This window comes from Pseudomonas sp. ATCC 43928, from assembly GCF_005938665.2.
In the GTDB taxonomy this organism is placed as follows: domain Bacteria; phylum Pseudomonadota; class Gammaproteobacteria; order Pseudomonadales; family Pseudomonadaceae; genus Aquipseudomonas.
The window spans coordinates 1117449-1133777 of the sequence record NZ_CP041753.1; the positions used below are offsets into that span (position 1 = coordinate 1117449).

Annotated in this window: 13 protein-coding genes; 4 read left to right on the forward strand and 9 right to left on the reverse strand. The window is 60.0% G+C overall.

The window, feature by feature from the left end; all coding sequences use genetic code 11:
- Window position 1: 1 nt before the first annotated feature.
- Window positions 2-2530 carry a sulfite reductase flavoprotein subunit alpha gene (locus FFH90_RS05030; RefSeq protein WP_138866772.1) on the reverse strand — a complete coding sequence of 843 codons (2529 nt, stop codon included), beginning with the start codon at window positions 2528-2530 and terminating at the stop codon, window positions 2-4.
- A gap of 149 nt (window positions 2531-2679) precedes the next feature.
- The gene (locus tag FFH90_RS05035; RefSeq protein ID WP_018929504.1) at window positions 2680-4938 is read right to left on the reverse strand and encodes a TonB-dependent siderophore receptor; all 2259 of its coding nucleotides are present in this window, start codon (window positions 4936-4938) and stop codon (window positions 2680-2682) included.
- Window positions 4939-5144: 206 nt separating this feature from the next.
- Here FFH90_RS05035 and FFH90_RS05040 point away from each other — a divergent pair, with 206 nt between their 5' ends.
- Complete coding sequence (locus tag FFH90_RS05040) at window positions 5145-5825, forward strand: Fe2+-dependent dioxygenase (protein ID WP_018929505.1); 681 nt, start codon at window positions 5145-5147, stop codon at window positions 5823-5825.
- Window positions 5822-6577, forward strand: a complete 756-nt coding sequence (locus tag FFH90_RS05045) for a tetratricopeptide repeat protein (protein ID WP_138866773.1) — start codon at window positions 5822-5824, stop codon at window positions 6575-6577. The genes FFH90_RS05040 and FFH90_RS05045 overlap by 4 nt, the downstream gene beginning before the upstream one ends.
- Window positions 6578-6667: 90 nt before the next feature.
- On the opposite strand, the gene FFH90_RS05050 is transcribed toward FFH90_RS05045, so the two are convergent.
- The 5 genes from FFH90_RS05050 to FFH90_RS05075 form a co-directional block, all read right to left on the reverse strand.
- Complete coding sequence (locus FFH90_RS05050; RefSeq protein WP_018929507.1) at window positions 6668-7831, reverse strand: type III PLP-dependent enzyme; 1164 nt, start codon at window positions 7829-7831, stop codon at window positions 6668-6670.
- Between the two features lie 511 nt (window positions 7832-8342).
- Window positions 8343-9500 (reverse strand): betaine/proline/choline family ABC transporter ATP-binding protein, encoded by a 1158-nt coding sequence (locus tag FFH90_RS05060; protein WP_086945998.1) that lies wholly within the window; start codon window positions 9498-9500, stop codon window positions 8343-8345.
- Window positions 9497-10150 carry an ABC transporter permease gene (locus FFH90_RS05065; RefSeq protein WP_018929509.1) on the reverse strand — a complete coding sequence of 218 codons (654 nt, stop codon included), beginning with the start codon at window positions 10148-10150 and terminating at the stop codon, window positions 9497-9499. Before FFH90_RS05065 ends, FFH90_RS05060 begins: the two co-directional genes overlap by 4 nt.
- 18 nt (window positions 10151-10168) lie before the next feature.
- Window positions 10169-11071: a glycine betaine ABC transporter substrate-binding protein gene (locus FFH90_RS05070; RefSeq protein WP_138866774.1), complete on the reverse strand. Its 903-nt coding sequence runs from the start codon at window positions 11069-11071 to the stop codon at window positions 10169-10171.
- 20 nt (window positions 11072-11091) lie between these two features.
- A complete protein-coding gene (locus tag FFH90_RS05075) occupies window positions 11092-11808 on the reverse strand; it encodes an ABC transporter permease (protein WP_086946000.1) in 717 nt (238 codons plus the stop codon).
- Window positions 11809-12168: 360 nt separating this feature from the next.
- On the opposite strand from FFH90_RS05075, the gene FFH90_RS05080 reads away from it, so the two are divergent.
- Both FFH90_RS05080 and FFH90_RS05085 read left to right on the forward strand, forming a co-directional pair.
- Window positions 12169-13752, forward strand: a complete 1584-nt coding sequence (locus tag FFH90_RS05080; protein WP_064616153.1) for a peptide chain release factor 3 — start codon at window positions 12169-12171, stop codon at window positions 13750-13752.
- Window positions 13753-14045: 293 nt separating this feature from the next.
- Window positions 14046-14261: a hypothetical protein gene (locus FFH90_RS05085; protein WP_064616154.1), complete on the forward strand. Its 216-nt coding sequence runs from the start codon at window positions 14046-14048 to the stop codon at window positions 14259-14261.
- Window positions 14262-14373: 112 nt separating this feature from the next.
- Here FFH90_RS05085 and FFH90_RS05090 read toward each other — a convergent pair whose 3' ends face one another.
- Together FFH90_RS05090 and FFH90_RS05095 are read right to left on the reverse strand one after the other, a co-directional pair.
- Entirely contained in the window at window positions 14374-15354 is a 981-nt protein-coding gene (locus FFH90_RS05090) for a peptide ABC transporter ATP-binding protein (RefSeq protein WP_064616155.1), read from the reverse strand.
- A complete protein-coding gene (locus tag FFH90_RS05095) occupies window positions 15354-16322 on the reverse strand; it encodes an ABC transporter ATP-binding protein (protein WP_064616156.1) in 969 nt (322 codons plus the stop codon). Before FFH90_RS05095 ends, FFH90_RS05090 begins: the two co-directional genes overlap by 1 nt.
- Window positions 16323-16329 lie beyond the last annotated feature (7 nt).

Sequence of the window (16329 nt, forward strand, 5' to 3'; positions counted from 1 at the left end):
GTCAGTAAACGTCGCGGCAGTAGCGGCCCTGTTCGATCAGGCGCTCGACTTCATCCGCACCCAGCACGTCGTTAAGCACTTGGTCCACCCCTGACGCCATCCCCTGCAAACTGCCGCAGATGTAAATCACGGCGCCATCGGCCAGCCATTTCTTCAGCTCGCCGGCAGACTCGCGCAGGCGATCCTGCACATAGATTTTCTCGGCCTGATCGCGGGAAAACGCCAGGTCCAGACGTGCCAAATCACCGTTGATCAACCACTCTTCCAGCTCCGCACGGCACAGGTAATCGTGTTCCCGATTGCGCTCGCCAAACAGCAACCAGTGACGCTGTTGCCCGTCGGCAATCCGTGCCTTGAGCAAACTGCGCAACCCGGCCAGCCCGGTGCCGTTGCCCAGCAGGATCATCGGCACCGGTTCGTTCGGCATATGGAAACCACTGTTGCGCCGCACCCGCAGGTTGACGTGGCTGCCCACAGGCACGTGTTCGGTCAACCAGCCGGAGCCGATGCCCAGGCTGCCGTCTGGGTGCCGCTCCTGACGCACGATCAATTCCAGCGCGCCGTCGGCGGCGATCGAGGCGATGGAGTATTCGCGCAGGGCCAGTGGCACCAACGCATTCACCAGCGCTTGCGCGTGCAGGCCGACCAGATGAGCGCGGTTCTCGGGCAGTTGGCGGCTGGCCAGGGCTTGCTCCAGAGACTGCGACAGGCCATCGAGTTCAACCGTGGCTCGACCGTCAATTCCCAGGCCTTCGAGGAAATGCTCGATGGCCCACGCACCATTGCGCGGCAGCACTTCCACCAGATCACCGGCCAGCCAACTGCTGGTGCTGGGAGCGGTGAGGCCGAGCAAGTACACGGGAGCTCCACTGCTGTCCGGGTTCATCAATTCGCGGCGGGTCAGGGTCCAGTTGTCGTAGCTGGGCGCTTGCCAGGTGTCGACCGGTGCCTGACCCGTCAGCAGACCGAGTTGCTGTTGCCAGTGACGCAGGGCGTAAGGGTCGCCACCGTCGACTTCAACCGGGGCGAACAAGGTCTTGCCGCCGTGCTCGCCCAGCCAGGTGTGCAAGCGACGGGCGAAGCCGCAGAAGTGTTGATACTGGCGGTCACCGAGGCCGAGCACGGCATAGTTCAGGCGTTTAAGACTCGGTGCACGCCCCAGCACTTTACGTTCGAAACCGCGGGCGCTGTCCGGCGCTTCGCCGTCGCCGAAGGTGCTGACCACAAACAGCGCGTTGCTGGAATCTCGCAGGTCCTGTTCGCTGACATCGGCCAACGGTTGAACTTTCACCGGTAATCCGGCGGCCTGCAATTGCCCGGCAGTCTGCCAGGCGAGCTGCTCGGCAAACCCGCTCTGGCTGGCGAAGCCGATCAGCCATGCCGGTGCGTCGCTACCCGGTTGCTCAAGGCCTTTACGGGCATCCTTGATCTGACGTTTCTTGCGTCGGCGGTCCAGGTACAGCAACCAGCCCGTGACGAAAAACAGCGGCATGCTCAGCGCGGTGATGGTCAGGATGATCCGCCCGACCAGCCCGAAATAACTGCCGACGTGCAGTGCATAAATACTGGTCAGCAACTGCGCCTTGAGGCTCTTGTCGCTGTAGCGGTCATGACGGCTGACGGCGCCGGTCACCGGATCGAGGGTGATCTGGTTCCGTGCCTGGTCGTGGGGTGAATCCTTCAGCAGGTAGAACGCGGTTGCCGGTTGCCCGGCCACTGGCGGCATCCGAACGTTGTAGGACGAAAGACCAGGGCCGGCGGCGCTGTAGATGCTGCTCCACATGGCGGCGTAATCGGCGGTGGGGGCCGGGCCGCTTGGCGCAGGGCCGCGACCACTGCGAACCCGCTCGTTTTGCGGCGAGTCGGACAGCAGCCTGGTCAGACCTTTGTTGTACCACTCGTACGACCAGGACAACCCGGTCAGTGCCGCCAAAAGGTAGAACACTAGGCACCAGGTACCGGCCACCGAGTGCAGGTCCCAATTGAAGCTGCGACCCTTTTTCTTCCAGTCCAGCGTCAGCCAGGCGCGCCAGCTTTTCCACTGGCGCGGCCAGCGCAGGTACAGGCCGGACAGGCAGAAGAACACCAGAATCAGCGTGCAGGCGCCGGTGATCTGCCGGCCGGTATCACCCATGGCGAGGAAGCGGTGCAACTGCAGCATCAGGCCGAAGAAGTCCTGGCCGGTGACGTCGCCCATGAACTCGGCGGTGTACGGGTCAAAATAACGCATCTGCCCGCGACGTTCGCCGGGCGGCGCCGTGAAGATCACCCGCGCAGCATTGCCGCTGTCGGTCTCGACCCAGAGCATAGAGACGATCTTGCCCGAAGCGCTTTCGATTTTCTCCACCAGTTCGGCCGGTGGCAGCACGCCGGCGATCTGCTTCTCGACGTGCAGCACGGAGGGGTTCAGCGTTCGCAGGATTTCATCCTGAAACGATACTGCCGCCCCGGTAATGCCCATCAGGGCCAGGACCAGTCCGGCGCTGATGCCGAAAAACCAGTGCAACTGGAACAGGGATTTCTTCAACACGTCGCTCGCCTTGTTCGTTCAAAAGTCATCATCACGGCGCGCATTATGCCGTGAGTTGTCGAGAAGCATTCTTTTTTACAGGCAAAAGCCCCGTTCACTTTGATGAACGGGGCTTTTGCCTGAGCGCTTTGGTCTTCACGCTTCTGTTATCAGAAGTGGAAGTTGGCACTCAGCAGAGCAGTGCGGCCCGGCGCCACGTGGGCGTAGTGCGTCTGGAATACCTGGTCGAAGTAACGCTTGTCGGTCAGGTTTTGTACATTGAGTTGCAGGTCGACGTTCTTGGTCAGGCGGTAGCTGGCCATCGCGTCGTAACGCCAGTAGGACGGGATCTCCACCGAGTTGGCGACGTTGCCGAACTGGGAATCGACGAAGGTCGCACCGGCACCGACGGTCAACTTGTCCGGCACCAGGTCGTAGGTCGACCAGAACGTGAAGTTGTTTCGTGGGGTGCTTGGCATGTGGTTGCCTTCATCGGCGGCGAGGGTGGTTTTGACCACTTCGCTGTCCATGTAGGTGTAGCCGCCGAAGACTCGCCAGTTACGGGTCAGCTTGCCGGTGTAGGTCAGTTCCAGGCCATTGACCTGCTGTTCGCCGTCCAGCACTTGGGTGGTGCCGCCGTCCGGATCGTTGATACGCGCGTTGGTTTTCTCGGTGCGGAACAGTGCGGCGGTCAGCGACAGGTCGTCACCGAAGAAGTCCCACTTGGTGCCAATCTCGTAGTTGCGGTTCTTTTCCGGGTCCAGACTGCTGTTGTTCGCCGCCAGTTCCAGGCCACCGTTGCCGCTGGTTTCGCCGGCCGGGTTGCTGGACGTCGAGTAGGCGGCATAGATGCTGCCGTTTGGCAGTGGGTTGTAGACCACGCCGATCTGGTAGTTCACCAGGTCACTGGTGTTCTGACGGGAGAAACTGCCCGCTGGAGCCGTGCTGCTGGCGTTGGCGAAACCGCTGGATTCGACTTGGTAGTTGTCATAACGCAGGCCCAGGTTCAGGGACCATTGCTCGTTGAACTTCAGGGTGTCGAACACGTAGGCCGCGGCGGTCTTGGTGTCGGTGTCGGTGAAGGCGTTGCTGTCGGTGATCGTGCCGTTCCAGTTATCCCCAGGCGTCGGGTTGTACAGGCTGGTGCAGTCGCCGGAGTTGAACAGGGCACGGTTGCACCGGGTGCCGTTGGCGCTGGAGGTCAGGAGGTACGGGCGGTTGTGGGTGTCCTGATAGGAAAACTCCAGACCGGTCACCAGGCTGTGCTCGATGGCGCCGGTGTTGAATTTGGCACTCAGGTCGGTCTGGTTGATCCAGCCGCTGGACGTCGAGTTACGGCTCTTCGCGCCACGGTAGACACTGCCGTTGGCCACGTTGCCCTTGCTGTCGTCAGGGTTGGTGACGATGTAGTCCAGGGTTGAACGGGACATGCGAAAGCTGTTCGACACGGTCAGGCTATCGTTCAGATCGTGCTCGAGCTTGATCGTGCCGCTGTCGTTGCTGGTCTGGCGATAGTCGCGGCCGGTGAGGCCGTAGAAGTTGTCGCGGTTGACGTTGGCCGGCTTGTCGACGTTGTACTTGCTGCGGTTGGGGCTCAGGGTCAACGGGATGCCGTAGTCGGGCATGTCGTCGGTTTCGACGTGGTAGTAGCCGACGGTCAAGCGGGTGTCGGTGCCCAGGCCGAAGGCGAAGGACGGTGCCACGCCCCAGCGACTGACGTCCACGGCATCACGCCCGGCGACGTTGGCTTCGTGCTTCATCAGGTTCAGCCGGAACGCCGAGGTGTCGGTCATTTGCTGGTTCAGGTCGAGGGTGGTGCGCTTGGTCTGGTCCGAACCCCAGGTGAAGCCGCCGTTGTAGGCATTGCCCAGCTTGGCGGTCTTGCTCACCAGGTTCAGGCTGCCACCGGTGGATCCGGCGCCGGTGAAGGCTGATCCCGGGCCCTTGCTGACTTCGATCGATTCAACGTTGAAGATCTCGCGGCTCTGGGACGCCACGTCGCGCATGCCGTCGATGAACACGTCGCTTTCGGCGTTGAATCCACGAATGATCGGACGATCACCGGCCGGGTTGCCACCCTCGCCGGCACCAAAAGTGATGCCCGGCGTGGTGCGCAGGGCGTCGACCAGGCTGGTGGCGCCGGTGTCGCGAATCACTTGTTGCGGGATCACGGTGACGCTTTTCGGCGTCTCGCGCAGTGGCGCGGTGTACTTCTTGGAGGCCGAGGTATCGGTCTTGTAGGAGGTGTCATCCTGCTCGCCTACAACGCTGGTGGCGTCCAGGGATATCGCATTGCCGGGTGCTTTTTCGTCGGTCTTCTCGGCCGCGAAAACCATGTGGCCCGCAGAGCCGGCGGTGATCGCCACGCCAATTGCAGACGCGAGCAAACGCGGTGAACTGACCGTTGATTGTGGTTGTTGGCGTGACATGTGAATTCCCCTCCCCAAGGATTTGAGGTCGCGGAATGTAGAGTAAATACGTATCTGTATCAATTGCGAAACGTTGCTATTAGCGACGAATTTACATTCTTTACAATTTGCCTTTACGGTTTTTGCGGTTTCATTCGTCTCTTGGGTTTTACATGTGCAATAAGAATCAATACCATTAACGCCCCTTTGCTTTCAGGTGTCTTTCGATGTTGTTGCACATTCCCGGCGTGTTCGCGAAAGAAGAAGTGCAGCGCATTCGCGAGGCCCTGGCGCAGGCGGATTGGGCCGATGGCAAAATTACCGCCGGTTATCAGTCGGCGAAGGCCAAGCACAATCTGCAATTGCCTGAAGGACATCCGTTGACCAAGGAAATCGGTGCGGCGATGCTCGAACGGCTGTGGAAAAATCCGCAGTTCATGTCAGCGGCATTACCGCACAAGGTCTTCCCTCCGTTGTTGAACTGTTACACGGCCGGTGGCAGTTTCGACTTCCATATCGACAATGCCGTGCGTCAGCCCAAGGGCAGCATCGAGCGGGTGCGCACCGACCTGTCGGCGACGCTGTTCTTCAGTGACCCGGAGGATTACGACGGTGGCGAACTGGAAATCCAGGACACCTTCGGCACTCAGCGCGTGAAATTGCCGGCCGGCGATATGGTCCTGTATCCCGGCACCAGCCTGCACAAGGTCAACGCCGTCACGCGTGGAACCCGCTACGCATCGTTCTTCTGGACGCAAAGCCTGGTGCGTGAAGACAACCAGCGCGCTTTGCTGTTCGAGATGGACGGGGCGATTCAGCAACTGACCCAGGACATGCCCGACCATCCTTCATTGATCCGCCTGACCGGTACTTACCACAACCTGTTGCGTCGCTGGGTCGAGGTATGAGTTATCAATTGCGCCGCGAGGAAGTCCTCGACGGTGATCGCCTCAAGGCCATGCTGGAGGAAAGCCCGGCGCGCGCAGCCCAGGCGATTCTGATCGCCGCCCGTGAAGGTGTGCTGAATGCCCAGGCCTTGCTGGGACAGATTTTGCTGGACGGGCGGGGTATCGAGCGGGATCAGCCGCTGGCGCTGCGCTGGTTCGAGATTGCGGCTCAGCGCGGGCACTTGATGGCGCGCAACATGCTTGGTCGTTGCCATGAACATGGCTGGGGGTGCACCGCCAACGCCACGAGCGCCGCGGGGCATTATCGCCTCGCCGCCGAGGCGGGACTGGATTGGGCGATGTACAACTACGCCAATCTGCTGGCTACCGGGCGCGGGGTGGTCGAGGATCAGGCGCAAGCGCTGAATCTCTATCGGCGTGCCGCTGAATTGGGCCACGCAAAGTCGATGAACCTGCTGGGGCGATACCTGGAAGAGGGGCACGATTGCCCGGCAGATCCGCACGCTGCCCGTGACTGGTATCGACGCTCGGCTGAAGGAGGGGATTTTCGCGGTCAGTTCAGTTATGCGGCGGTGTTGGCGGATGAAGGCAAGGTCGACGAGGCGTTGGGCTGGTTACGCAAGGCCTTGGATGGCGGGAATTTGAATTTCTTGCGGGTGGCGAACAGGGCGCTATTGACGTCGACCGATCCAAGAATTCATGGGCTGGCTAGTGAGTATCAACAGCGTGCTCGGGAGCTGACGCCAGGATAGATCGTTCCCACGCCCCGTGTGGGAGCGATCAGCACAGGCACAAAAAAGCCCATGACACGTCATGGGCTTTTTGATTTCTGCGTGCAGTGCTTACACGTAGAACGACTTCAGCGGCGGGAAGCCATTGAACTCGACGGCGCTGTAGCTGGTGGTGTACGCACCGGTCGACAGCCAGTACAAGCGATCACCGATCGCCAGGTTCAGCGGCAAACCGTACTTGTAGTTTTCGTACATGATGTCGGCGCTGTCGCAGGTCGGACCGGCGATGACCACTTCTTCCATCTCGCCTTTCTTCTCGGTCCAGATCGGGAACTTGATGGCTTCGTCCATGGTTTCGATCAGGCCGGAGAACTTGCCCACATCCGTGTACACCCAACGCTCTACAGCGGTACGGGATTTACGCGCCACCAGCACCACTTCGCTGACCAGAATGCCGGCGTTGGCGATCAGCGAACGGCCCGGCTCCAGGATGATTTCCGGCAGGTCGTCGCCGAAGTCTTCCTTCAGGAAGCGGATGATTTCTTCAGCGTAGGTTTCCAGGCTGTTGGTGCGGGTGATGTAGTTGGCCGGGAAGCCGCCACCCATGTTGATCAGCTTCAGGTGGATGCCGTCTTCTTCTTTCAGGCGTTCGAAGATCACTTTGACCTTGGCGATTGCCGCGTCCCAGACGCTGATGTCGCGCTGTTGCGAACCGACGTGGAACGAGATGCCGTATGGCACCAGGCCCAGGTCACGAGCCAGGATCAGCAGGTCCATGGCCATGTCGGTCTGGCAGCCGAATTTGCGCGACAAAGGCCAGTCGGCAGTGGTCGAGCCTTCAGTCAGGATACGCACGTAGACTTTCGAGCCCGGAGCGGCCTTGGCGATGTTGCGCAGGTCGGCTTCGGAGTCGGTGGCGTACAGGCGCACGCCCTTGTCGTAGAAGTAGCGAATGTCTTTGGATTTCTTGATGGTGTTGCCGTAGCTGATCTGGTCGGCGCTGACGCCACGGCTCAGCACTTTGTCCAGCTCATAGATCGAGGCGATGTCGAAGCTCGAGCCTTTCTCTTTGAGCAGGTCGATGATTTCCACGGCCGGGTTGGCCTTGACCGCGTAGTAGACCTTGGCGAATTCGAAACCGGCACGCAGGTCGTCATAGGCCTGGGCGATCATCGCGGTGTCGATCACCACGAACGGGGTTTCTTGTTTGTCGGCGAAGGCCTTCATTTTCTGGAAGGTTTCGCGCGCGAAATAGTCTTCGACGTTGATCGACATGCTGGGAACTCCTACTGGCAAACTGAAATTATCAATGGGTGCAAATGAACGCCCTCCGTATCCCCACTTTGGTTCGCCTACTTCCCAAGGCATGTCGCCGAAAGCAAAAAGGCCATGGGAGGCGGTGCTTCCCTTGGCCTTGCTGTCTCGTCGTCAGTACTTGAGCCGGATGGATCGTTTCCAGCATGGACGTTCGGCGCGAACTTTAGGGCGTGAGGGGCTTGAGATCAACAAAAAATGTCGCGTTTTTGCACGCTTCCGTCGTGCGGTCCCTGACAGCTACTGATGTAACCGACCTGCGTGACAGTGTGATGTTCCCAAGACAAGGATTTTAGAAGGGAGCTTGGTTGGCTTTTGTGGCGAGGGAGCTTGCTCCCGCTGGGGCGCGTAGCGCCCCCAAAATCAGGCAATGCGGTTCTTCAGAAGGATCGCATCGGCTGACTTCACGACTGCTTCGCGGCCGGACGGGAGCAAGCTCCCTCGCCACAAAAGCACTAGAGCCTCATACAAGTCAGGTCAACGCAGTTTCCGCTGGCGAAACAATGCTGGTCTTGCCCCCACGGGACTTACCGGAGCTCAGGTATTCGGCAATCGATTCCTGAGTCACCTCACCGAGAAACACCCGCTCGGCATCCATCACCGGCAACCACGAGCGGTTGAACTCGTACATACGCGACAGCAGGATGCGCAAATGTTCGTCATACGCCGCGGTGGCGTTGAACTCGCGCCGGTATTGCGCGCAGGTGCCGGTCTGGCGATGCAGGTCGCGCCGACGCACATAGCCCAAGGCTTTGTTCTCGGCGCAGGTCACCACCACGTAGCGGCGGTCCAGTTCGTCCATCAATTCCAGCGCTTCGGCCACCGGGGTTTCCGGGCTGACCGACGGCGCGTTGTCCGCCGCATCTTCAGCCTTCACCAGCAGCAAGCGTTTGAGCGTGCTGTCCTGGCCGACGAAGTTGCTGACAAAATCGTCCGCCGGATGCGCGAGCAAGGTGTCTGGGTGGTCGATCTGCAACAGCTTGCCGGCGCGGAAGATCGCGATTTTGTCGCCGAGCTTGATGGCTTCGTCGATGTCATGGCTGACCATGATCACGGTCTTGTTCAGCGCCCGTTGCATTTCGAAGAACTCGTTCTGGATCATTTCGCGGTTGATCGGGTCGACCGCGCCGAACGGTTCGTCCATCAACAACAGCGGCGCATCCGCCGCCAGTGCTCGAATCACACCGATCCGCTGTTGTTGGCCGCCGGACAATTCACGGGGGTAGCGAGTCAGGTATTGCTTGGGTTCAAGCTTGATCATGCTCATCAACTCGCGGGCGCGGTCGTGGCATTTCTGTTTGTCCCAGCCGAGCAGGCGCGGAACGACGGTGATGTTTTCCTCGATGGTCATGTTCGGGAACAGACCGATCTGCTGGATCACATAACCGATGTTGCGGCGCAGGGTCACTTCGTCGAGGTCGGTGGTGTCTTCGCCGTTGATCAGGATCTTGCCCGAAGTCGGTTTGATCAACCGGTTGATCATTTTCAGCGTGGTGCTCTTGCCGCAGCCCGATGGCCCGAGGAACACACAGATCTCGCCTTCATTGACGGTCAGGCTCACCGAGTCCACGGCTTTCACATCTTTGCCGTTGCTTTGGAAGGTCTTGCTGAGGTTTTGAAGTTCGATCATTTGAGCAGTCCTTTTGGAGTCAGCGTGCGTTGCAGCCATTGCAGAAGCAGGTCGGCGAAGATGGCCAGGAGACTGACCAGCACCGCGCCGACGATCAGCATCGACATGTCGCTGCGGCTGATGGAAGCGAGGATGAGTACACCGAGGCCACCGGCGCCGATGGTGGCGGCGATGGTCATCACGCCGATGTTCATCACTACGGCGGTGCGGACACCGGCGAGGATCACCGGCACGGCAATCGGCAGTTCGACCATGCGCAGGCGCTGACCGAAGGTCATGCCGATACCCCGGGCGGCTTCGCGAATGCCGGGTTCCACGCCGGTCAGCGCCAGGTAGGTGTTACGCATGATCGGCAGCAGCGAATAGAGAAACACGGCGGTGATTGCCGGCATCGGGCCCAGGCCCTGGCCGAACCTGGAATAGAACGGCAACAGCAGGCCGAATAGCGCAATCGACGGCACGGTCAGCAAAACCGTGGCGCTGGCTTGCAACGGGCCGGCCAATGTCGGGAAGCGGGTCATCAGGATGCCCAGCGGCACGCCGACCAGAATCGCCAGCGTTACCGCGATGCCAACCAGGGTGATGTGCTGCCAGGTCAGGTGCAGCACTAGCGGCCAATCGAGATGGGAAAAGGCGTTGAGAAATTCCATGTCTTTTTCTCCTCTGCCTTATTGAACAGACAGCAGTGGATGCTGGCGCAGGAAATCGGCGGCAACGGATGAAGGGCTTTCGTGATCGACATCGACCCGTGCGTTGAGCTGGCGCATGGTGGTGTCGTCGAACAGTTCGGCCAGTGGCTTGAGCTCTTCGGCGAGTTTCGGGTGGGCATCGAGGTAGGCCTGGCGCACCACCGGCGCGGCGGTGTAGTCGGGGAAGTAATGCTTGTCGTCTTCGAGCAGCTTGAGTTTGAAGGCGTTCAAGCGACCGTCGGTGGTGTAGACCAGGCCGGCGAACACCTGGCCATTGCGCAAGGCGGTGTAGACCAGCCCGGCATCCATCTGGCGAATGTTGTTGCGGGTCAGGTTCATGCCATAGAGATCAACCATGCCGCCCAAACCGTCCGAACGGTTGGCGAATTCGGTGTCCAAAGCGACGAGGTGATTAGTCTTCGCCTCGGCTTGCAACACCTCGTTCAACTGGCTGATGGTGTTGATCTGCGGGTAAGCCTTCGCGGTTTTTTCCGGCAGGGCCAGGGCGTAGGTGTTGCTGAATTTCGACGGAGTGAGCCAGATCAGGCCTTTTTTCTCGTCGAGTTCTTTCACCCGGGCGTAGGACTGCGCGCTGTCGAGTTTTTCAGTGACATGGTTGTAAGCCACCAGCGAGACGCCGGTGTATTCCCAGAGCATGTCCAGTTGGCCGCTTTCGTGAGCACTGCGGGCCAGATTGCTGCCCAGGCCGCCGGTCACCTGGGTGTCGTAACCCTTGGTGCGCAGGTATTGGGAGGTGATTTCCGCCAGCAGGGTTTGTTCGGTGAACACCCGGGCGCCAATGCGGATCACGGGTTTTTCAGCGGCTTGGGCGATTCCTGCGAACAGCAGAACGCAGCCTAGTAAAAAGCTTGATGTCTTCATGAGAATTCCTTTGCCGAGGCTTAAGACGGGCGCAGGCCGCGTTCGAGCCAGAGGCGGCTGGCGAGTGTCACCAGACCGTCGAGCAGCAAGGCCAGCAGGGCGGTGCAGGCCGCGCCGAGCAGCAGTTGCGGCTGATTGTTCAGGGCGATGCCGGGGAAAATCAGGCTGCCCAGACTGTTGGCGCCTATCAGGAACGCCAGCGGTGCGGTCCCGACGTTGATCGCCAGCGCCACACGCACGCCACCGATGATGATCGGCACGGCGTTCGGCAGTTCGACCCGGCACAGCACCTGAGTCGGGGTCATGCCGATGCCGACGGCGGCTTCCTTGAGCGAACCCTGAACGTTTTTCAGCCCTTCATAGGTGTTGCGCACGATCGGCAACAGCGAAGCCAGGAACAGAGCGAAGATTGCCGGACCGCTGCCGATGCCGAGGATGCCCAGGGCGATGGCCAGTACGGCGAGCGGCGGCACGGTATTGCCGATGTTGAAGATCTGCATGAAGCGTTCGGCGCGTCCCACCAGGGGCGGGCGGCTTAAAACGATGCCGGCGGGTATGCCCACAACAAGGGCGGCCAGCATGGAAGCGAGGACAAGAATCAGATGAGCTTGCAGGTAAAACAACAAATCGTCGCGGTACTGTTCGATCGTGTTGATGCCAATCCAGTGGACCAGCAGGGCCAGAAGAGCGACGACAACCGCACCTCCTGTCAGCCCTTTGCCATAGCGAATAGCCACAGGCAGACTCCTTTTTTCAGTCGGCGAACGCAGTCCCGTGTGGCATGCCATTCCTGGCTGCCGGGAAAATAACGTTCGCGAGAAGCAGCTCTTCATGCTGATGAAACCGCATGAGATAGAGCCATAAGCGCAGCCTCGTCAGGCTAACTTGCTGATTTTTCAGCCCCTGACGATGGGTCGTAACAGGGGAGTGGACGTCTCCAGCTTTTAAAAGGTTCCATAATCAGCAGCATTTAGCCACCAAGAAGGAGCTGCCCGCGCTGATTACGGCCATCGGCAGCTCCTGTGCGTGGTGGTCCGTAGATCACTTTTTAAGCTATACTCGCCGCCCTTTTTTGAATCACCGCCAGGCGATTTCCCATGACCAAACAGGCCGCCGAAGTCGCGAAACGCCGCACTTTCGCCATTATTTCCCACCCCGATGCCGGTAAGACCACCATCACCGAGAAGCTCTTGCTGATGGGCAAGGCGATTGCGGTTGCCGGCACGGTGAAATCTCGCAAGTCCGACCGCCATGCCACCTCCGACTGGATGGAAATGGAAAAACAACGGGGTATTTCCATTACCACGTCGGTCATGCAGTTCCCGTATCGCGACCACATGATCAACCTGCTCGACACCCCGGGCCACGAAGACTTCTCCGAAGATACTTACCGCACCCTGACTGCGGTGGACTCGGCATTGATGGTCCTCGACGGCGGTAAGGGTGTAGAACCACGGACCATCGCCCTGATGGACGTCTGCCGTCTGCGTGACACGCCGATCGTCAGCTTCATCAACAAACTCGACCGTGACATCCGCGACCCGATCGAACTGCTCGACGAAATCGAAGCGGTCCTGAAGATCAAGGCCGCGCCGATCACCTGGCCGATCGGTTGCTACCGCGACTTCAAGGGTGTTTATCACCTCGCCGACGACTACATCATCGTCTACACCGCCGGCCACGGTCATGAGCGCACCGAAACCAAAATCATCGAGAAGCTCGATTCCGATGAAGCGCGCGCGCACTTAGGTGACGAGTACGAGCGTTTCATCGAGCAGCTGGAACTGGTGCAGGGCGCCTGCCACGAATTCAATCAACAGGAATTCCTCGACGGCCAACTGACCCCGGTGTTCTTCGGTACCGCGCTGGGCAACTTCGGTGTCGATCACGTGCTCGACGCTGTGGTCGACTGGGCACCGCAACCATTGGCCCGTGTCGCCAACGAGCGCACCGTCGAGCCGGTGGAAGAGAAGTTCAGTGGTTTCGTGTTCAAGATCCAGGCGAACATGGACCCCAAACACCGCGACCGCATCGCCTTCATGCGCATTTGCTCCGGCAAATACGAAAAAGGCATGAAGATGCGCCATGTGCGCACCGGCAAGGACGTGCGGATCGGCGACGCGCTGACCTTCTTCTCCTCCGAGCGTGAGCAACTGGAAGAAGCGTTCGCCGGCGACATCATCGGCCTGCACAACCACGGTACCATCCAGATCGGCGACACCTTCACCGAAGGCGAAACCCTGGGTTTCACCGGCATCCCGCACTTCGCCCCGGAACTGTTCCGTCGCGTACGCCTGCGCGATCCACTGAAATCCAAGCAACTGCGTCAAGGCTTGCAGCAACTGGCCGAAGAAGGCGCCACCCAGGTGTTCTTCCCCGAGCGCAGCAACGACATCATTCTCGGCGCCGTCGGTGTGCTGCAGTTCGATGTGGTCGCCAGCCGTTTGAAAGAGGAATACAAGGTCGAGTGCTCCTACGAGCCGATCACCGTGTATTCCGCGCGCTGGATCGAGTCCGGCGACAAGAAGAAGCTTGAGGAATTCACCAACAAGGCCGTGGAAAACCTCGCCCTCGACGGCGGCGGTCACCTGACCTACCTGGCCCCGACCCGGGTCAACCTGGCACTGATGGAAGAACGCTGGCCGGACGTGAAATTCCGTGCGACGCGTGAGCATCACTAAGCGCTGAGTTGCAAACCCCAAAGCCCCGATGCGCGAGTCTCGGGGCTTTTTATTGTCTGGGCTGTGTACCGCACCGAAGCGACTCAGTTGTCCGGGCGCAACAGGGTTCTTCCTTCCGTGCTCGGCGAGCCCGCATCACTTAGTTGATCTGGTTATAGGCATTATTCGAAACCAATCTCCCTTCTCACGGCATTTCCCGACCTTCGTTAGCGTCCTATCTGGAGAATCGCGCTAAATTTCTCTCTGCGCCATTCCGGCACCCATGCTTCACCCAAGAAAGGATGGAATCGGCTATGAGCATTATTCAACGCATAGTGTTGCTGCTGAAGGTTTTGGTGATGCTATCCCTCGGCACGTCAGCGGCGTGGGCGGAGTGCACGAACCATGATGAACAGGCCTGGAGCGGGCAAGGCGTGCACAGCGAGCTGATGCTCGCCGCATCGGAATCGGGTAGCTCGAACGATGATGACTCGACCGACGACTCGGACAGCAACGAAGACGACACTTGAGCCTGAATGACAGGCAAAAGAAAACCCCGTCTGCCTGACTGATGCGCAGTCGGGGCAGAAGGGGTTTGGTTAACTCAGCAAAAGCGCGCCCCGGCACCGGGGCGCGTTTTTTTCAGGCCGCGCCGTCGAGGAATTGCTCGGCGTAGTGGCAAGCCACTTGGCGTGTGTCGAGCAGACGCAGGGCCGGCTCTTCGATGGCACAGCGCTCGGTCGCGTACGGGCAGCGCTTGTGGAAGGCGCAGCCGGACGGTGGATTCAGCGGGTTTGGCAGTTCGCCGACGATCTTGATTTTCGGCTTGTCCGGATCCGGGTGAATGGTCGGCGTCGCCGACAACAACGCCTGGGTGTACGGGTGCAGGGGACGGGTGTAGATGTCCTCTTTCGGCCCCATTTCCACCGGACGGCCGAGGTACATCACCATCACGTGATCGGCAACGTGGCGTACCACCGCCAGGTTGTGGGAGATGAACACGTAGGCGGTGTTGAACTCTTGCTGCAAATCCATGAACAGGTTGAGTACCTGCGCCTGAATCGACACGTCCAGCGCCGAGGTCGGTTCGTCCGCCACCAGCACTTTCGGCTGCAACATCATCGCGCGGGCCAGGGCGATCCGCTGGCGCTGACCGCCGGAGAACATGTGCGGATAGCGCTGGTAGTGCTCGGGACGCAAGCCCACCTGCTTCATCATCGCCTGGACTTTCTCGCGACGTTCGGCGGCACTGAGGTTGGTGTTGATCAATAATGGCTCTGCAAGCTGATCACCGATTTTCTGCCGTGGATTCAACGACGCGTACGGGCTCTGGAACACCATCTGTACATCTTTGCGCAGTTGCTTGCGCTGAGCCTTGTCGGCGCCGGCGACTTCCTGCCCGGCGATTTTCAACGACCCGGAGGATGGCTCTTCGATCAACGTCAGGGCACGGGCCAGGGTGGATTTGCCGCAACCGGACTCACCCACGACAGCGAGGGTCTTGCCGGCTTCCAGTTCGAACGACACACCGTTGAGGGCGCGCACGGTCGCATGGCCCTTGAACAGGCCACGGGACACTTCGTAGTGACGGGTCAGGTTGCGGGCGGTAAGTACGACGGCCATTACGCCACCTCCTGGTTCAACGGGTAGAAGCAGCGGGCGAGGCTGTTGCTTTTCTGGTCAAGGGCTGGACGCTGGGTGCGGCAATTGTCTTGCACGTACGGGCAGCGCGGCGACAGCAGGCAACCTTGCGGACGGTCGTAACGACCGGGAACGATGCCCGGTAGCGTCGACAGGCGCGCAGCACCCAGGCTGTGTTCTGGAATGGCCTTGAGCAGCGCTTCGCTGTACGGGTGCGCCGGAATGTCGAACAGTTGTGGCACCTGACCGACTTCAACCGCTTGGCCGGCGTACATCACACACACGCGCTGGGCGGTTTCGGCCACGACCGCGAGGTCGTGAGTAATCAGCACCAGGCCCATGTTCTGCTCTTTCTGCAGGGCCAGCAGCAGGTCCATGATCTGCGCCTGAATCGTTACGTCGAGTGCGGTGGTCGGTTCGTCGGCGATCAGCAGTTTTGGTTCGCCGGCAATCGCCATGGCGATTGCAACACGCTGGCTCATGCCGCCGGAGAGTTGATGCGGGTAGGCATCCATACGGCTGGCGGCGCCGGGGATTTCCACTTTTTCCAGCAGTTCGATGGCGCGCTTGCGAGCGTCCTTCCTGGACATTTTCAGGTGCAGGCGCAGCACTTCTTCGATCTGGAAGCCCACGGTGTAGCTCGGGTTCAGCGCGGTCATCGGGTCCTGAAAGACCATGGCCAGGTCTTTGCCGACGATCTGTCGACGCTGACGGTTGCTGAGCGCGAGCATGTTCTTGCCGTCGAAATTCAGGGCGTCGGCGGTGACGATCCCCGGACGCTCGATCAGGCCCATCAGCGCCATCATGGTCACGGACTTGCCGGAACCCGACTCGCCAACGATGGCCAGCACTTCGCCCTTTTCCACGGATATGTCGAGACCATCGACCACCGGAACGGCGTTGGCGTCGCCGAAGCGAACGTTGAGATTCTTGATTTCTAACAGTGACATTTGAATC

Bases quoted from the DNA above. Each gene is read 5' to 3' on its own strand.
- FFH90_RS05035 (WP_018929504.1), bottom strand. From the start codon at position 4,938: ATGTCACGCCAACAACCACAATCAACGGTCAGTTCACCGCGTTTGCTC.
- FFH90_RS05040 (WP_018929505.1), top strand. From the start codon at position 5,145: ATGTTGTTGCACATTCCCGGCGTGTTCGCGAAAGAAGAAGTGCAGCGC.
- FFH90_RS05045 (WP_138866773.1), top strand. From the start codon at position 5,822: ATGAGTTATCAATTGCGCCGCGAGGAAGTCCTCGACGGTGATCGCCTC.
- FFH90_RS05050 (WP_018929507.1), bottom strand. From the start codon at position 7,831: ATGTCGATCAACGTCGAAGACTATTTCGCGCGCGAAACCTTCCAGAAA.
- FFH90_RS05060 (WP_086945998.1), bottom strand. From the start codon at position 9,500: ATGATCGAACTTCAAAACCTCAGCAAGACCTTCCAAAGCAACGGCAAA.
- FFH90_RS05065 (WP_018929509.1), bottom strand. From the start codon at position 10,150: ATGGAATTTCTCAACGCCTTTTCCCATCTCGATTGGCCGCTAGTGCTG.
- FFH90_RS05070 (WP_138866774.1), bottom strand. From the start codon at position 11,071: ATGAAGACATCAAGCTTTTTACTAGGCTGCGTTCTGCTGTTCGCAGGA.
- FFH90_RS05080 (WP_064616153.1), top strand. From the start codon at position 12,169: ATGACCAAACAGGCCGCCGAAGTCGCGAAACGCCGCACTTTCGCCATT.
- FFH90_RS05085 (WP_064616154.1), top strand. From the start codon at position 14,046: ATGAGCATTATTCAACGCATAGTGTTGCTGCTGAAGGTTTTGGTGATG.
- FFH90_RS05090 (WP_064616155.1), bottom strand. From the start codon at position 15,354: ATGGCCGTCGTACTTACCGCCCGCAACCTGACCCGTCACTACGAAGTG.
- FFH90_RS05095 (WP_064616156.1), bottom strand. From the start codon at position 16,322: ATGTCACTGTTAGAAATCAAGAATCTCAACGTTCGCTTCGGCGACGCC.